Genomic DNA, 14,243 nt, shown 5'->3' on the forward strand with positions numbered 1-14,243 from the left:
GGTGACCGATCCCGCTGGCCGGTCTTCGCGTTGAGCCTCCACAGAAGCCGGGCGAGCCCGTCAGCCGGTCTCCGCGTTGAGCCTCCACAGAAGCCGGGCGAGCCCGTCAGCCGGTCTCCGCGTTGAGCCTCCGCAGAAGCCGGGCGAGCTCGGCGACCTCCCCTCGGTCCCAGTCCGCGAGCTGGCGGACGTAGCGGGCCCGCCGTGCCTCCCGGACCGCCCGGAAACGGCCCCGCCCCTCCTCCGTCAGCCGCAGGAGCCAGGCGCGGCCGTCGGCGGGGTCGGGTTCCCGGGTGACCAGGCCCAGGACCTCCAGCGCGTGCAGTTGCCGGCTCATCGTCGCTTTGCCGACACCGATGTAGCCCGCGAGTTCGGTGGCCCGCTGGGGGCCGGACTCGTCGAGCCGGACGAGCAGCCCGTAGGCCGCCGGTTCCAGATCCGGGTGCACCTCTCTGGCCATCTCCCCGGACGTGGCCCGCGCACGACGCAGGAACAGGGTCAGCTCGCGTTCGAGCGAGAGGAATTCGAGATCGCTCATCAGGGCCTTCCGGTCCGGGCAGGCTGAAAAACGCCGTTCCCCATTCGGTGGAACCGCAGCTTGGACAGTATTTCGCAGGACTGGACCAGTGGTGGCGAGAAGCTGCCCTACCCACCTGCGCTTCTACTCGCGTAGCGTGCGCCGCTGACATGGACACGGCGCCCAACCCGGCCGTGTCGCGCCATCAGGTTCCCCCCACTCAGGACCTCACGGAGGCACGCTATGCACGTGCACAGAACCGGATCGGCCCGTCGCTCGCGACTCAGAGCGGCCGGAAGCCTGCTCGCAGCCCTGTCCCTTCTCCTCGCCCTGCCGGTTGCCGCTCAGGCCGCCGACGAGGGCTCCGTGCCCGAACGTGGCAACGCCTACCTCGGTATGGGGGTCGCCTCCCACGACGGGGTCGACTCCCTGCCTCGCGACAACCGCGCCGCCCAGACCGAGGGCGTGGACGTCTCCAGCCACCAGGGAAGCGTCAACTGGACCTCGCTGTGGAACAGCGGCGTCAAGTGGGCGTACGCAAAAGCAACCGAAGGAACGTCCTACACCAACCCCTCCTTCGCCCAGCAGTACAACGGTTCGTACAACGTCGGCATGATCCGGGGGGCGTACCACTTCGCCACTCCGGACACGTCGAGCGGCGCCGCCCAGGCCAACTACTTCGCGGACCACGGGGGCGGCTGGTCCAAGGACGGCAAGACCCTGCCGGGCGTCCTCGACATCGAGTGGAACCCGTACGGCGCCCAGTGCTACGGGAAGTCCGCCTCCGCGATGGTCAGCTGGATCCGCGACTTCGTGAACACCTACCGGGCCAGGACCGGCCGGGACGCCGTCATCTACACGGCGACCAGCTGGTGGCAGAGCTGCACCGGCAACTCCTCCGCCTTCGGTTCCACCAACCCGCTGTGGGTGGCCCGGTACGCCTCCGCGGCCGGCGCGCTTCCGGCCGGCTGGGGCTTCTACACGATCTGGCAGTACACCTCGACCGGCCCGGTCGTGGGGGACCACAACAAGTTCAACGGGGCCCTGGACCGCGTCCAGGCCCTCGCCAACGGCTGACGCCCCACCACGACCCGCCTCCCGCACGGCCCTCACGGCCCTCAGGCCCGGCGCCCCGCATCGCGCGGGACGCCGGGCCGTCGGTTCCGGGTCGGCGGTCGTGGCTCCGCGCGTGGGCCCGGAGCCACGACCGCCCCCGTCCTCAGGCCGCCGCGGGAACCGGCACCTGTGCCGTGGTGCCGGCCGGGGTGAGAGCGATCTCCAGGACCTGGCGGACGTCCGTGACGGGGTGGACCTCCAGCTTCTCCAGGACCTCGGCGGGCACCTCGTCCAGATCGGGCTCGTTGCGCTTGGGGATGACGACGGTGGTGATCCCCGCGCGCTGGGCGGCCAGCAGCTTCTGCTTGAGGCCGCCGATGGGCAGGACCCGGCCGGTGAGGGAGACCTCCCCGGTCATCGCGACGTCCGTGCGCACGAGCCGTCCGCTGAGCAGTGAGGCGAGCGCGGTGGTCATCGTGATGCCGGCGCTCGGCCCGTCCTTCGGTACCGCCCCGGCCGGGAAGTGGATGTGCACGCCCCGGTCCTTCAGGTCACCGACCGGCAGCTCCAGTTCGGCGCCGTGCGAACGGAGGAAGGACAGCGCGATCTGCGCGGACTCCTTCATGACGTCCCCGAGCTGTCCGGTCAGGGTCAGCCCCGAGCCACCGGTCTCCGCGTCGGCGAGGGATGCCTCGACGAACAGGACGTCGCCGCCCGCCCCGGTGACCGCGAGGCCGGTCGCCACCCCGGGTACGGAGGTACGCCGTTCGGCCGGGTCCTGTGCCGACTCGGGGACGAAGTGCGGCCGCCCGATCAGCTCGCGCAGCTCGGTGCCGGTGACGGTGAAGGGGAGTTCCCGCTCGCCCAGTTCGTGCTGGGCGGCCACCTTGCGCAGCAGCCGGGCCACCGAGCGCTCCAGATTGCGGACCCCGGCCTCGCGGGTGTACTCCCCGGCCAGCTTGCGCAGCGCCGACTCGTCCACGGTCAGCTCGCCGGGCTCCAGGCCCGCGCGCTCCAGCTGACGCGGGAGCAGGTGGTCCCGGGCGATGACGACCTTCTCGTCCTCGGTGTAGCCGTCGAGCCGGACGAGTTCCATCCGGTCGAGCAGTGCCTCCGGGATCGCTTCGAGGACGTTGGCCGTGGCGAGGAAGACGACGTCGCTGAGGTCGAGCTCCACCTCCAGGTAGTGGTCGCGGAAGGTGTGGTTCTGGGCGGGGTCGAGGACTTCGAGCAGCGCGGCGGCCGGATCGCCCCGGAAGTCGGAGCCGACCTTGTCGATCTCGTCCAGCAGGACGACCGGGTTCATCGATCCGGCCTCCTTGACGGCCCGCACGATGCGGCCCGGCATGGCCCCGACGTAGGTGCGGCGGTGGCCCCGGATCTCGGCCTCGTCCCGCACCCCGCCCAGGGCGACGCGGACGAACTCGCGGCCCATGGCGTGGGCCACGGACTCGCCGAGGCTGGTCTTGCCGACGCCGGGCGGGCCGACGAGCGCGAGCACCGCGCCCCCGCGCCGGCCGCCGACCACGCCGAGGCCCCGGTCGGCACGCCGCTTGCGTACCGCGAGGTACTCGGTGATGCGGTCCTTCACGTCGGCGAGGCCCGCGTGCTCGGCGTCCAGCACCTCGCGGGCGCCCGCGATGTCGTAGGCGTCCTCGCTGCGCTCGTTCCACGGCATGCCGAGGACGGTGTCGAGCCAGGTCCTGATCCAGGAACCCTCGGGGCTCTGATCGCTGGAGCGCTCCAGCTTCTCGACCTCCTTGAGGGCCGCCTCGCGGACCTTCTCGGGCAGGTCGGCGGCCTCGACCCGGGCCCGGTAGTCGTCCGACTCGTCCTCGCCGTCCTGTCCGCTCAGCTCGCGCAGTTCCTTGCGGACCGCCTCCAGCTGACGGCGCAGCAGAAACTCGCGCTGCTGCTTGTCGACGCCTTCCTGGACGTCCTTCGCGATGGCCTCGGCCACGTCCTGCTCGGCGAGGTGCTCGCGCAACTGGAGGGTGGCGAGCTTGAGCCGGGAGACCGGGTCGGCGGTCTCCAGGAGTTCGATCTTCTGAGCGGTCGTGAGGAACGGGGAGTACCCCGAGTTGTCGGCGAGCGCGCCGACGCCCTCGATCTGCTGGACGCGGTCCACGACCTGCCAGGCACCGCGCTTCTTGAGCCATTCGGTGGCGAGCGCCTTGTACTCGGTGACGAGTTCGCTCACCGCGCCGGGCAGTGGTTCGGGGACGGCCTCCTCGACCTTGGTTCCCTCGACCCACAGGGCCGCGCCGGGCCCGGTGGTGCCGGCGCCGATGCGGACCCGGCCGCGCCCCTTGATGAGTGCGCCGGGATCGCCGTCGGCGAGCCGGCCGACCTGTTCGACGGTGCCGAGCACGCCGGTGCCCGCGTAGTTGCCGTCGACGCGCGGCACGAGCAGCACCTCGGGCTTGCCCGCCGCGCCACCGGACCGCGCGGCGGCCTGCGCGGCCTCGACCGCGGCGCGCACCTCGCTGTCCGAGAGGTCGAGCGGCACGACCATGCCGGGCAGGACGACCTCGTCATCCAGCGGCAGCACGGGCAGGGTGAGCGGTGCGGACGTCAAAGCCATGATCTCCCCTTCGGCATTCAAGTTGAGCTGTATCGACTCAATGCATGGGGAGTGCCGGATGTTCCCGTACGCGTGTTCGCTCTGAGCGATCATGGGGAAAAGGAGGCCGGGGCCGCCCGTTCACGGCCCCGGCGCATCCCTCACAGTTGTCGCATGGAACCCACTGGTATCGCTCCTGACGGCACGTTTCTGCGCGAGGGGTCCCCGGACCGCGTACGGCCGGAGTTCGCCCCGGTGGTGGCGGCGGCGCGGCAGCGGATCGCGGGGGCCTTCGGTGACCGGCTGCACGGCGCCTACCTGTACGGGAGCGTGCCGCGCGGCACGGCCCGGCCGGGGCGTTCGGATCTCGACCTGCTGATCGCGCTGCGTTCCCGGCCCACCGAGGAGGACCGCCACGCGGTGCACGCGCTGGAGTCCGGGCTCGACGCGGAGTTCCCCGAGGTGGACGGGGTCGGCGCGCTGCTGTGGGACGAGGCCACCCTGCTGAGCGAGCTGGAGCGCTGGGACATGGGCTTCTTCGTGGCGGTCCTGTGCACCCCGCTGCTCGGCGAGGACCTCGCCGGGCGGTTGCCGGCGTACCGGCCGGGCACGCTCCTGGCCCGCGAGCTGAACGGCGATCTCGACGCGGCCCTGTCCCGCTGGCTGGCGCGGGCCGCCGCCTCGCGCGCCGCCGGGGACGAACGGGACCTGCGCGCCCTGGCCAGGGTGGCCGGCCGCAAGCTCGTGCGCACCGGTTTCACGCTGGTCATGCCGGAGTGGGGCGGCTGGACGAGCGACCTCCAGGAGATGGCGGAGGTGTTCGGGACGTACTACCCGGAGCGGGGCGGACAGATGCGCGCGGCCTCCCGGTCCGCCCGGCGTCCCAACCCGGACACGCTGCCGCTGCTCCTCGACGACCTCGGGCCTTGGCTCGCCGGGGAGTACGCGCGCGTGCACGGGGTGAAGGCGCCGCGGCCCTACCCGAGCTGAGCGGCGCGTGGGCCGCCTCCGGCCGCGAGCCCCCGCCCACCGACAGCGCGCCTTCCCGCGGGCGGGGCCGCGCGGCGGCGCGCCGTCCCCTCCCCCGCGTCTCCTCCCTCCGCTCGTTCCCCTCGGTGTCCGGCCTCGCGCCTCGCCGTAGTTACCTCAGCCCTCGTACCTCGCGGTGTTCCCCTCAGCTCTCGCCGCGGTGGCTCCGCGCGTCTCGGGCCCTCGCGCGGTCCGCTGTCGCCGCGGCTCAGTCCTTGTAGTCCGGTGCCACGCGGTCGAGGAGCCGCAGCAACGCGGCCCAGGCCAGGTCGTTGGCCTGGTCGTCGGCGAGGTCGGAGTCGGCCTCGCCGTTCATCTGGCGGGAGGTGTACGCGCACACCTCCTCGGGCGGCAGGACGAGGGCGGTACCTCCGGCCTGGGCGGTGACCTGGATCTCGCAGGCCTTGTCGAGGTAGTACATGCGCAGGAAGGCACGCGCGGCCGTGTCACCGATGGTCAGCAGGCCGTGGTTGCGGAGCACGAGCGCATGGTGGTCGCCGAGGTCGGTGACGAGTCGCTGCTGCTCCGCGAGGTTGAGGGCCTGGCCCTCGTAGTCGTGGTAGGCGAGGCGGCCGTAGAACTCCATGGACATCTGGTTGAGCGGAAGCAGTCCCCCCTTCTGCGCGGCGACGGCGCAGCCCGCTTTGGTGTGGGTGTGCAGCACGCACCGCGCGTCCTCACGGGCCCGGTGAACGGCGCTGTGGATGACGAATCCGGCGGGGTTGACGGGGTACGGGCTCGGCTCGACCGCGTTGCCGTCCAGGTCGATCTTGACGAGGCTGGAGGCGGTGATCTCCTCGAACATCAGCCCGTACGGGTTGATGAGGAAGTGGTGATCGGGCCCGGGGAGGCGCAGCGAGATGTGCGTGTAGATGAGGTCGGTCATCCGGAAGTGCGCGACGAGCCGGTAGACGGCCGCCAGTTCGCGGCGCAGCGCCTGCTCGTCGGCCTCGGGGGCCGAGGCGGATGCGGAGGCGGAAGTCAGCGTGGGGGCGGAGGTCACGGGCGTACTCCTCGGTGCGGAGAGTGGAGATGTGGTGCGCCCCTCCAGGCTGGGGGCTGCGGGCGACCGGGGACAAGGGCACGCGCCGAATCCGCACGCGGAGCACCGGCCGCTCCGAGGCGCCCCGCCCCGGTCCGGCCCCTCGCGCCTCGTCGCCGCTTCCGCGAGGTCCCCGGCCGTCTCAGCCGATCCCCGTCGCCTTGCGACCGACGTGCGGCCTGCTTCCGGCTTGCTCCGACCTGCTCTGGCTTGCTTCCGGCTGCTTCCGGCTGCTTCCGGCTGCTTCCGGCTGCTTCCGGCTGCTTCCGGCGCGAACGTGAACCGGAAACGGTTTCGCGCATGTACCGGAAGCGGTGCCGCGCATGTACCGGAAGCGGTGCCGCGCATGTACCGGAAGCGGTGCCGCGCATGTACCGGAAGCGGTGCCGGGCGTGAACCGGAAGCGGTGCCGCGAGCGATAAGGAGTACGTGAGACTTTTCCGGCCCTTGAGGGGCGAACGTGACGACGGCGCGTTGCTGCGGGCCGTCTCCGCAGGGCAGCACGAGGCCCTGGGCACGTTCTACGACCGCCACTCCGGGTGGCTGCACGCCCGGTTGAACCGGCGCTGCGGGGACCCGGAGCTGGTCCGCGAGGTCGTGCAGGACACCTTTGTGACGGTGTGGCGTTCCGCAGGAGGCTTCCGCGGCCGCGAGGCCGGCGGCTGGTTGTGGACGATCGCCGCGCGCCGCCTCGTGGACGCGCTGCGCGTCCAGGAGCGAGCGGAGCGCCCACTCGACCTGCCCGTCCCCGAGGTCCCCTCGGCCGAGCAGCACGTCCTGGCCGGCCTGGAGTACGGGGACGTGGGCGGGGCCCTGAAACGGCTCTCGCCCGAACTGGCCGCCGTCCTGCGGGCGACCGTGGTCGACGGCCTGACCACCCGAGAGGCGGCGCGGCTGCTCGGCATTCCTGAAGGCACCGTCAAGACCCGGGCGGCGCGCGCCCGCCGCGAGCTGCGCGCGGCACTCGAACCGTCCACGCGGCAGGGCGTCGCAGGAGGCACGGCATGAACTTCTCCCGGCACACGGACCCACAGACCGCCGCCCACTACGCGCGGGGGGCGCTGCCCGAAGCGCGGTGCGCCACTCTGGAGAGCCACGTCGAGTCCTGCGGGCGCTGCGCCGCCGCCGTCTCCCGCGCGGTGCGGGAAACAGCGGCCGGGCAGGTCCTCGACTCCGTGCGGGAGAGCGTGCTGCTCTCCGTCACGGGCACTGGGGCCACCACTGAGGCCCCTGCCACCAGGGCGCGGGCCACCGCGGCGCAGGCCCCGGGAGTGCGAACTCCCGGGGCGCGCGCGCCCCTCCCTCGTCCCCGGACCGCCGGGGAGCGGTTCGGGGCGACAGCCCGCGGCCGGTTCGCCGAGGCCGTGCGCCCCGGGGCCGGCGGCGCGCGGTGGCCGGCCACGCTGCGCGCCCTGTGTACGGCGCTGAGCCCCGGCTGGTGGGCGGCCGTGCTCCTCGTGGTGGCGGGGACCCTGGTCCTGGGCCTGGGCGCCGGTTCCGGTGGGGCCCGGCCGCTGCTCCTCGCGGTGGCCCCGGTCCTGCCGCTCGCGGGCGTGGCCCTCGCCTACGGCCCGTACGCCGACCCGCTGCACGAACTGGCCCTGGCCGCGCCGCGTGGTGGCCTGCGACTCCTGCTGCTGCGCACGGCGGCGCTGAGCGCGGTCTGCCTCCCGCTGCTGACCGCGGTGGGCGCCCTCCTCCCCGGCGTGCCGGGGGCGCCCGGGCCGGGGGCCTGGCTGCTGCCCTCGCTCGCCCTGACGCTGACGACCCTCGCGGCCGGTTCCTACGTGGGCTGCCGGGCGGCGGCCGCCGGTTGCGCTGCGGGCTGGGCGGTCGCGGTCGCCCTGCCGACCGGGAGGCCCGGCCCCTCCACCGCCATACAGCTGGCGGAGCGGCTCTCCCTGCTGCTGGACGGACCGGCGGCACAGACGGGCTGGGCCCTGGGGGCCGTGCTGTGCGCCGCGCTCCTCACCCTGCGCCGCACCGCCTACGACCACATCTGATCCCCCCGCCTTCACCCACCCCCGCCTCACCCCGCTCCATCCCTCCGCCTGACGCACCGGACGGACGCACCCGGCTGACGTGCCCGACCGGCGTCTGCGGCTGACGACACATCCGACTGACGACACATCCGACTGACGTACGGGAGTACGCGTGAGCACTCTGTCCCTGTCCGGACTGACCGTCCGGCACCGCGGGCGTACCGCACTCGACGCCCTGGACCTGGAGCTCGGCCCCGGGGTGCACGGGCTGCTCGGGCCGAACGGCGCCGGCAAGACCTCCTTGCTCAGGGTCCTGGCCACCGTCTCCGAGCCGGCGGCCGGCACCGTGGAACTGCTCGGCCACGACCTCGCCGACCGGCACGGACGTGTCGAGGTGAGGCGCCGTCTGGGCTATCTGCCGCAGGACTTCGGCTACTACCCGGGCTTCACCGTCCGGGAGTTCGTCGCCTACCTGGCCTGGCTCAAGGAGGTGCCCGCCGCCGGTGTCCCCGAAGCGGTCGAGCGAGCCCTGTCCAGGGTCGGCCTCGCTGCCCGCGCGGACGACAAACTCCGGCACCTGTCCGGCGGGATGCTGCGCCGGGCGGGCATCGCGCAGGCTCTCGTGAACGAGCCGGAGTTGCTGCTGCTCGACGAGCCCACGGCGGGTCTCGACCCGGAACAGCGGGTCGAGTTCCGGGCCCTGCTGCGCGAGCTGGGCGCCACCGCGACGATCGTCGTCTCCACCCACCTCGTGGAGGACGTGGCGGGCGCCTGTACCGAGGTGACCTTGCTGGAGGAGGGCCGGCTCGCCTACCGGGGCACCCCGCAGGACCTCGTACGGCTGGGTGCGAGCACGTCAGCGGCCGGCCAGGACGCGAGCGCCCTGGAGCGGGGCTACACAGCGGCTCTCGCGGCTCACCGCTCGGGCACGTGGGCCGGGGCCGTCCGATGAGCACCCTCACCCCGGCCCGCCCGGAGGCCGCCGCCCCTGCCGCCCCTCGGGCAGGTGCCCTGCGCGCACAACTGCGGCACGGCCTCGGACGCTGGGCGGGAGCGCTCCTCGCCGCGACCCTGCTGACCTTCCTGGCCTCCAACGCCGATTCCTGGCAAGGGCTGTGGAGCGAGACGCAGTTCAAGCTGCACGGCGCGACCGTCCTTCTCGGGGGCCCGGTGGCGCTCGGCGCGGGCTGCTGGTCCGGCGGGTTCGACCGCCGTCGCGGGACCACCGAACTGCTCAGAAGCGCGGCCCGTTCCCCGCTGTGGCGCTTCCTGATGACCGCGTTGCCCCTCGCGGCCTGGGCGGTCGCCGGGTACGCGGTGGCCACGGCCGCCGTCCTGCTCGCCTCCTGGCCGTACACCTCGGCGGGCCGCCCTTCCGTCTCCGTCCTGCTGGGCGACGCGGCGTACCTCGTGGCGGCCACCGTGTCCGGGCAGCTCGCGGGGCGGCTGATTCCCTGGCGGCTCGCCGCACCGGTGCTCGGCGTCCTGCTCTACGCCCTGCTCGGTCTCTCCCCGTGGAAGTCCCCGCTCCTGCCGTCCTGGGGACTCTGGGACGAGGGCGACCGGGCCCCGTGGCAGACCTTCGTCATGGCTCTCTGGCTGCTCGCCCTGGCCGCGACGGCCGTCCTCGTGCACACCGCGCGGCGCCGGTACCTGTCCGTCCTCCCGCCGGCCGCCCTCGCTCTGGTCGCCGCGGCGACCCTGCTGGGGACCGGCTCCCCGACGCGTCCCGATCCGCTCACGACACGCGTCGTGTGCGACACGCGCATCCGTCCCGCGGTCTGCGTCGAGGCGGGCCACCCCGGCCTGCTCCCCGAAGTGGCCTCGGCCCTGCGCCCCTTGGCCGCGAAGCTGGAGGGCGTCGGCAACCTGCCCGCGCGCTGGTCGGAGAGGGGCGGGCGCCGGGGCGGCGAGACGGTCAGCCTCCCGCAACTCATGTACGGGCAGGAGATCGTCCGCAACAAGCTGGTCGACCCCGTGCGCTGGCGCCACGACGCCGCCTACTCCCTCATCGGGTCCGACCCGTGCGACGCACGCGTGGCCGACGTGCGGGCCGAGCGGGTCAGCGAGGCCGTGCTCGACTGGCTCGCCCCGCAACGCAACACCGCCCGCGAGCTGTTCGAGGAGCAGGCACGGGCCGAAGGCGACGAGAAGGAGCTCGCCTCCTACGCCGCCGACCGCGCGGCCCGGGAGCGTCTGCGCTCCATGGGTACCGAGGAGCGCCGCGCCTGGCTCACCCGGTACTTCGCCACCCGTGACAGCTGCGACCCGAAGGAGGTCCCGGACCTGTGAACGCCACCGTCCCCGCGCCCAGGAGAGCCGTTCCCCCTGCCTCGCGCCTCCCCGGGTCCCGGCTCCACGCCCGTGTCCACTCCCTCGCGCCCGCCGTCCTCGCGCTCTGCGCCGTCGCGTTCCTGTGTCTGTGGCTCGCCCACGCGCTGCGGCCGGGGGACCAGGCCGGGTTCAGTGACCCGTTCCGTACGGCGCCCCTCCTGGCGTTCGGTCCGCTGCTCGTGGGCGTCGTCACCACGGTGAGCCAGCACCGGCACGCGCCGGAGCTGGAGGGGACGGCGGTCCGCTCCCCGCTCCTGCTGCGGCTGGTTCCCCTCCTCGGGCTGCTCGTGGTGGGCACCGCCCTGCTGGTCCTCGCCGCGCTGGCGGGCCCCGCCGAGGGGCGCGACCTCCCCGCCCTGGTCCGCGCCACGGTGGGCGCCACCGGGCTCATGGCCGGCACCGCGACGCTGCTCGGGGCGCGGGCCGGCTGGCTGCCCGCCGCCGTGTACCTGCCGGCCGTCCACCTCGGCCACCCCGGTGTCCCGGACGGGCGGGCGGCACAGGTGTGGGCCTGGTCCACCTGCCCGGGGGACCAACTCCTGCCCTGGGTGACGGGCATCGTCCTGCTCGTCGGCGGCACCGCCCTGCACGCCCTGCTCGGCGCCCGCCCCGAACCCGCCTGACGCACCGAACCCGCCTGACGCGCGGAGCCACGGCGTCCGGCAGGGCACGCGGAACCCGTTTGTCCCGGCCCCGCCCGTCCCGCGAGGATGGGCGGGCCACCTGCCCCTCGCACCCAGGAAGGTCCGCCCACATGCTCAGGCCGTACGACGACGAGGCCCCGCTCGTACTCGACCGGCGGGAAGGCCCCTACGGAGAGGTCGTGCTGCGCCGGCACGGGGCGCTGCTCCAGATCATCGCCAACGGCACCTTCCTCATGGACACGTCCGACGGCCGCTCCGAACGACTTCTGGTCGACGTGGCCCTGAAGGCGCTCGGCGAGCGGCCCGACCCCGCCGTGCTGATCGGCGGTCTCGGGGTCGGCTTCTCGCTCACGCACGCGGCGGGCGAACCGCGTTGGGGCCGGATCGCCGTCGTGGAGCGGGAGGCCGCGATCATCGACTGGCACCGCGCGGGGCCGCTGTCCGGGCTGTCCGCCGAGGCCCTCGCCGATCCGCGTACCGAGCTGCTGCACACGGATCTGCTCGCGTACCTGCGGCACTCGCGGGACTCGTACGACGCGCTGTGCCTCGACATCGACAACGGGCCGGACTGGACGGTGGACACCGCCAACGACGGGCTCTACTCGCCGGCCGGGCTGGACTCCTGCCGCGAGCGGTTGCGGCCCGGCGGGGTGCTCGCGGTGTGGTCGGCGCAGCCTTCCCGGGCATTTGAGGACGCACTACGGAATTCCGGATTCCAGCAGGTCCGTACGGAAGAGATCCCGGTTGTCCGCGGTGTCCCCGACGTCGTGCACATCGGCGTACGGGCTGCGTAGCCGAGCCCCGCCCGCTGGCCGTACCCTCTGACGGACCGCGGATCTTCCACGGACGTCCCCGTCCCCGAGGCGGCGCGCGCTGTGCGGCACGCGCCCTCATGGCCGAGCACACGGGCGTACGGGCTCCGAGGCAGCCGCGGCCGTTGACGACACACGTACCTTCAGGGCGGGGCGATGGAGCAGACACAGACCTCCCACAGCGGCGGCACGCCGACGGCCGGGGCCCAACGACGGGTGCTGGTGGTGGAGGACGATCCGACGATCGTCGACGCCGTCTGTGCCCGGCTGCGGGCGGAGGGCTTCCTCGTGCAGACGGCGCTCGACGGGCCCTCGGCGGTCGACACGGCCGAGGCGTGGCAGCCGGACCTGCTGGTCCTCGACGTCATGCTGCCCGGCTTCGACGGGCTGGAGGTGTGCCGCCGCGTGCAGGCCCGCCGTCCCGTCCCGGTGCTCATGCTGACGGCACGCGACGACGAGACCGACATGCTCGTGGGCCTCGGCGTGGGCGCCGACGACTACATGACCAAGCCGTTCTCCATGCGGGAGCTGGCCGCGCGCGTCCACGTCCTGCTGCGCCGCATGGAGCGGGCGGCGCTGGCCGCCTCGACCCCGCGCACGGGCATCCTGCGGCTGGGCGAACTGGAGATCGACCACGCCCAGCGCCGGGTACGGGTGCGCGGCGAGGACGTGCACCTGACGCCGACCGAGTTCGACCTGCTGGTGTGCCTCGCGAGCACCCCGCGCGCGGTGCTCTCCCGTGAACAGCTGCTCGCGGAGGTCTGGGACTGGGCAGACGCCTCCGGCACCCGTACCGTCGACAGTCACATCAAGGCGCTGCGCCGCAAGATCGGCGCCGAGCGCATCCGTACCGTGCACGGTGTCGGGTACGCGCTGGAGACACCCACGCCGTGACCGGGCCGCCGGCCCGCGTGCAGACCCCGGGGGGACCCAAGTGAACAGGTCACAGGTCAGGCTCCGCCCGTTCCCGATCAAGGCGAAGCTCGGGACGCTGGTCGTCCTGTCGGTGTTCATCACGACGGGGCTGCTGATCGTCGCGCTGCGCACCGACACCGAGCTGCGCTTCATCACCGTCTTCTCGGTCATCGCGACGCTGCTGATCACGCAGTTCGTGGCGCACGGCCTCGCCTCCCCGCTCGCCGAGATGACGACGGTGGCGCGGGCGATATCGCACGGCGACTACACGCGGCGGGTCTCGGGCAGTGACCGGGGCGACGAACTCGGCTCGCTGGCCGAGACGATCAACCGCATGGCGGACGACCTGGAGGCCCAGGACCACCACCGCAAGGAACTGGTCGCGAACGTCTCGCACGAGCTGCGCACGCCCATCGCGGCGCTGCGCGCGGTCCTGGAGAACGTGGTCGACGGGGTGTCCGAGGCCGATCCGGAGACGATGCGCACGGCCCTGAAGCAGACGGAGCGGCTGGGCCGGCTGGTGGAGACGCTGCTGGACCTGTCCCGTCTCGACCACGGCGTGGTCCCGCTGAGGGCGCGCCGCTTCGAGGTGTGGCCGTATCTGTCGGGCGTCCTGAAGGAGGCGCAGCTCACAGGCGCGGCGGTCGCGCGGCGCAACCTCGTGTCGAACTCGGGCAGCCACAGCCGTACCGACGTCCATCTGCACCTGGACGTGTCGCCGCCGGAGCTGGCCGGGTACGCGGACGCGGAGCGGCTGCACCAGGTAGTGGCCAATCTCATCGACAACGCCGTCAAGCACAGTCCGCCGCACGGAAGAGTGACCGTGCGTGCGCGGGCGGGCGCGCAGCCGGAGTCGCTGGAGCTGGAGGTGCAGGACGAGGGGCCCGGCATCCCGCGCTCCGAGTGGCACCGGGTTTTCGAGCGGTTCAACCGGGGCGTGTCACCGAAGGCGCACGGTCCGGGCAGTGACGGCGGCACCGGTCTGGGCCTCGCGATCGCCCGCTGGGCGGTGGATCTGCACGGCGGACGTATCCGGGTGGCCGAATCCGCACGTGGTTGCCGTATTCACATCACTCTTCCGGGGCGAGCTCCGCAGGTCGACTTGACGTAGGCTTCACAGCAGCACGACAAGATCGAAGACCGAACAGATTGTCACCAGCCGGGAACGCCGACCACCAGGTCACGGACGCGGTCGGAGGACATCTCGCGCAGAGCAAAACCACGGTTGTTTCCCGCCAATCCAAGCGCCGAAACACGACGTCCGGTGTGACTTACGCGACGGATGCCCGGCCCGGCCTGCACCTGGGGTTGTCGGAGGCGTAGCCTTTATTCCCGCTGTCCATCACCTT

At 73.0% G+C, this 14,243-nt stretch carries 13 protein-coding genes; 10 read left to right on the forward strand and 3 right to left on the reverse strand.

Annotation, left to right across the window (positions count from 1 at the left end; all coding sequences use genetic code 11):
- Positions 1 to 106: 106 nt before the first annotated feature.
- Positions 107 to 538 (reverse strand): MarR family transcriptional regulator, encoded by a 432-nt coding sequence (locus AB0J21_RS25725; RefSeq protein WP_363148473.1) that lies wholly within the window; start codon positions 536 to 538, stop codon positions 107 to 109.
- Between the two features lie 222 nt (positions 539 to 760).
- Between AB0J21_RS25725 and AB0J21_RS25730 the strand changes: the two genes are divergently transcribed.
- Positions 761 to 1,594 (forward strand): lysozyme, encoded by an 834-nt coding sequence (locus tag AB0J21_RS25730; RefSeq protein WP_363148474.1) that lies wholly within the window; start codon positions 761 to 763, stop codon positions 1,592 to 1,594.
- A gap of 142 nt (positions 1,595 to 1,736) precedes the next feature.
- Here the strand turns inward: AB0J21_RS25730 and lon are convergent, their stop codons facing one another.
- On the reverse strand, positions 1,737 to 4,157 hold the full coding sequence (gene lon / locus AB0J21_RS25735; RefSeq protein ID WP_363148475.1) for an endopeptidase La: 2,421 nt from the start codon (positions 4,155 to 4,157) through the stop codon (positions 1,737 to 1,739).
- A 153-nt stretch (positions 4,158 to 4,310) separates the two neighbouring features.
- On the opposite strand from lon, the gene AB0J21_RS25740 reads away from it, so the two are divergent.
- Positions 4,311 to 5,126, forward strand: a complete 816-nt coding sequence (locus tag AB0J21_RS25740) for a nucleotidyltransferase domain-containing protein (protein WP_363148476.1) — start codon at positions 4,311 to 4,313, stop codon at positions 5,124 to 5,126.
- A gap of 247 nt (positions 5,127 to 5,373) precedes the next feature.
- Here AB0J21_RS25740 and AB0J21_RS25745 read toward each other — a convergent pair whose 3' ends face one another.
- Positions 5,374 to 6,150 carry a class II aldolase/adducin family protein gene (locus AB0J21_RS25745; RefSeq protein ID WP_363148547.1) on the reverse strand — a complete coding sequence of 259 codons (777 nt, stop codon included), beginning with the start codon at positions 6,148 to 6,150 and terminating at the stop codon, positions 5,374 to 5,376.
- Positions 6,151 to 6,636: 486 nt separating this feature from the next.
- On the opposite strand from AB0J21_RS25745, the gene AB0J21_RS25750 reads away from it, so the two are divergent.
- The 8 genes from AB0J21_RS25750 to AB0J21_RS25785 all read left to right on the forward strand — a co-directional run bounded on the left by AB0J21_RS25750 (position 6,637) and on the right by AB0J21_RS25785 (position 14,005).
- Complete coding sequence (locus AB0J21_RS25750; RefSeq protein WP_363148477.1) at positions 6,637 to 7,215, forward strand: RNA polymerase sigma factor; 579 nt, start codon at positions 6,637 to 6,639, stop codon at positions 7,213 to 7,215.
- Entirely contained in the window at positions 7,212 to 8,210 is a 999-nt protein-coding gene (locus tag AB0J21_RS25755; RefSeq protein WP_363148478.1) for a zf-HC2 domain-containing protein, read from the forward strand. The genes AB0J21_RS25750 and AB0J21_RS25755 overlap by 4 nt, the downstream gene beginning before the upstream one ends.
- A gap of 151 nt (positions 8,211 to 8,361) precedes the next feature.
- A complete protein-coding gene (locus AB0J21_RS25760) occupies positions 8,362 to 9,141 on the forward strand; it encodes an ABC transporter ATP-binding protein (protein ID WP_363148479.1) in 780 nt (259 codons plus the stop codon).
- Positions 9,138 to 10,481: a hypothetical protein gene (locus AB0J21_RS25765; protein ID WP_363148480.1), complete on the forward strand. Its 1,344-nt coding sequence runs from the start codon at positions 9,138 to 9,140 to the stop codon at positions 10,479 to 10,481. The genes AB0J21_RS25760 and AB0J21_RS25765 overlap by 4 nt, the downstream gene beginning before the upstream one ends.
- Positions 10,478 to 11,146, forward strand: a complete 669-nt coding sequence (locus tag AB0J21_RS25770; protein ID WP_363148481.1) for a hypothetical protein — start codon at positions 10,478 to 10,480, stop codon at positions 11,144 to 11,146. The genes AB0J21_RS25765 and AB0J21_RS25770 overlap by 4 nt, the downstream gene beginning before the upstream one ends.
- 131 nt (positions 11,147 to 11,277) lie before the next feature.
- Positions 11,278 to 11,961 carry a spermidine synthase gene (locus AB0J21_RS25775; RefSeq protein WP_363148482.1) on the forward strand — a complete coding sequence of 228 codons (684 nt, stop codon included), beginning with the start codon at positions 11,278 to 11,280 and terminating at the stop codon, positions 11,959 to 11,961.
- Positions 11,962 to 12,135: 174 nt separating this feature from the next.
- Positions 12,136 to 12,873, forward strand: a complete 738-nt coding sequence (locus AB0J21_RS25780; protein ID WP_363148483.1) for a response regulator transcription factor — start codon at positions 12,136 to 12,138, stop codon at positions 12,871 to 12,873.
- A gap of 40 nt (positions 12,874 to 12,913) precedes the next feature.
- Positions 12,914 to 14,005 carry a HAMP domain-containing sensor histidine kinase gene (locus tag AB0J21_RS25785; protein ID WP_363148484.1) on the forward strand — a complete coding sequence of 364 codons (1,092 nt, stop codon included), beginning with the start codon at positions 12,914 to 12,916 and terminating at the stop codon, positions 14,003 to 14,005.
- Positions 14,006 to 14,243 lie beyond the last annotated feature (238 nt).

This window comes from Streptomyces sp. NPDC049954 (assembly GCF_040656295.1).
Classification (GTDB): domain Bacteria; phylum Actinomycetota; class Actinomycetes; order Streptomycetales; family Streptomycetaceae; genus Streptomyces.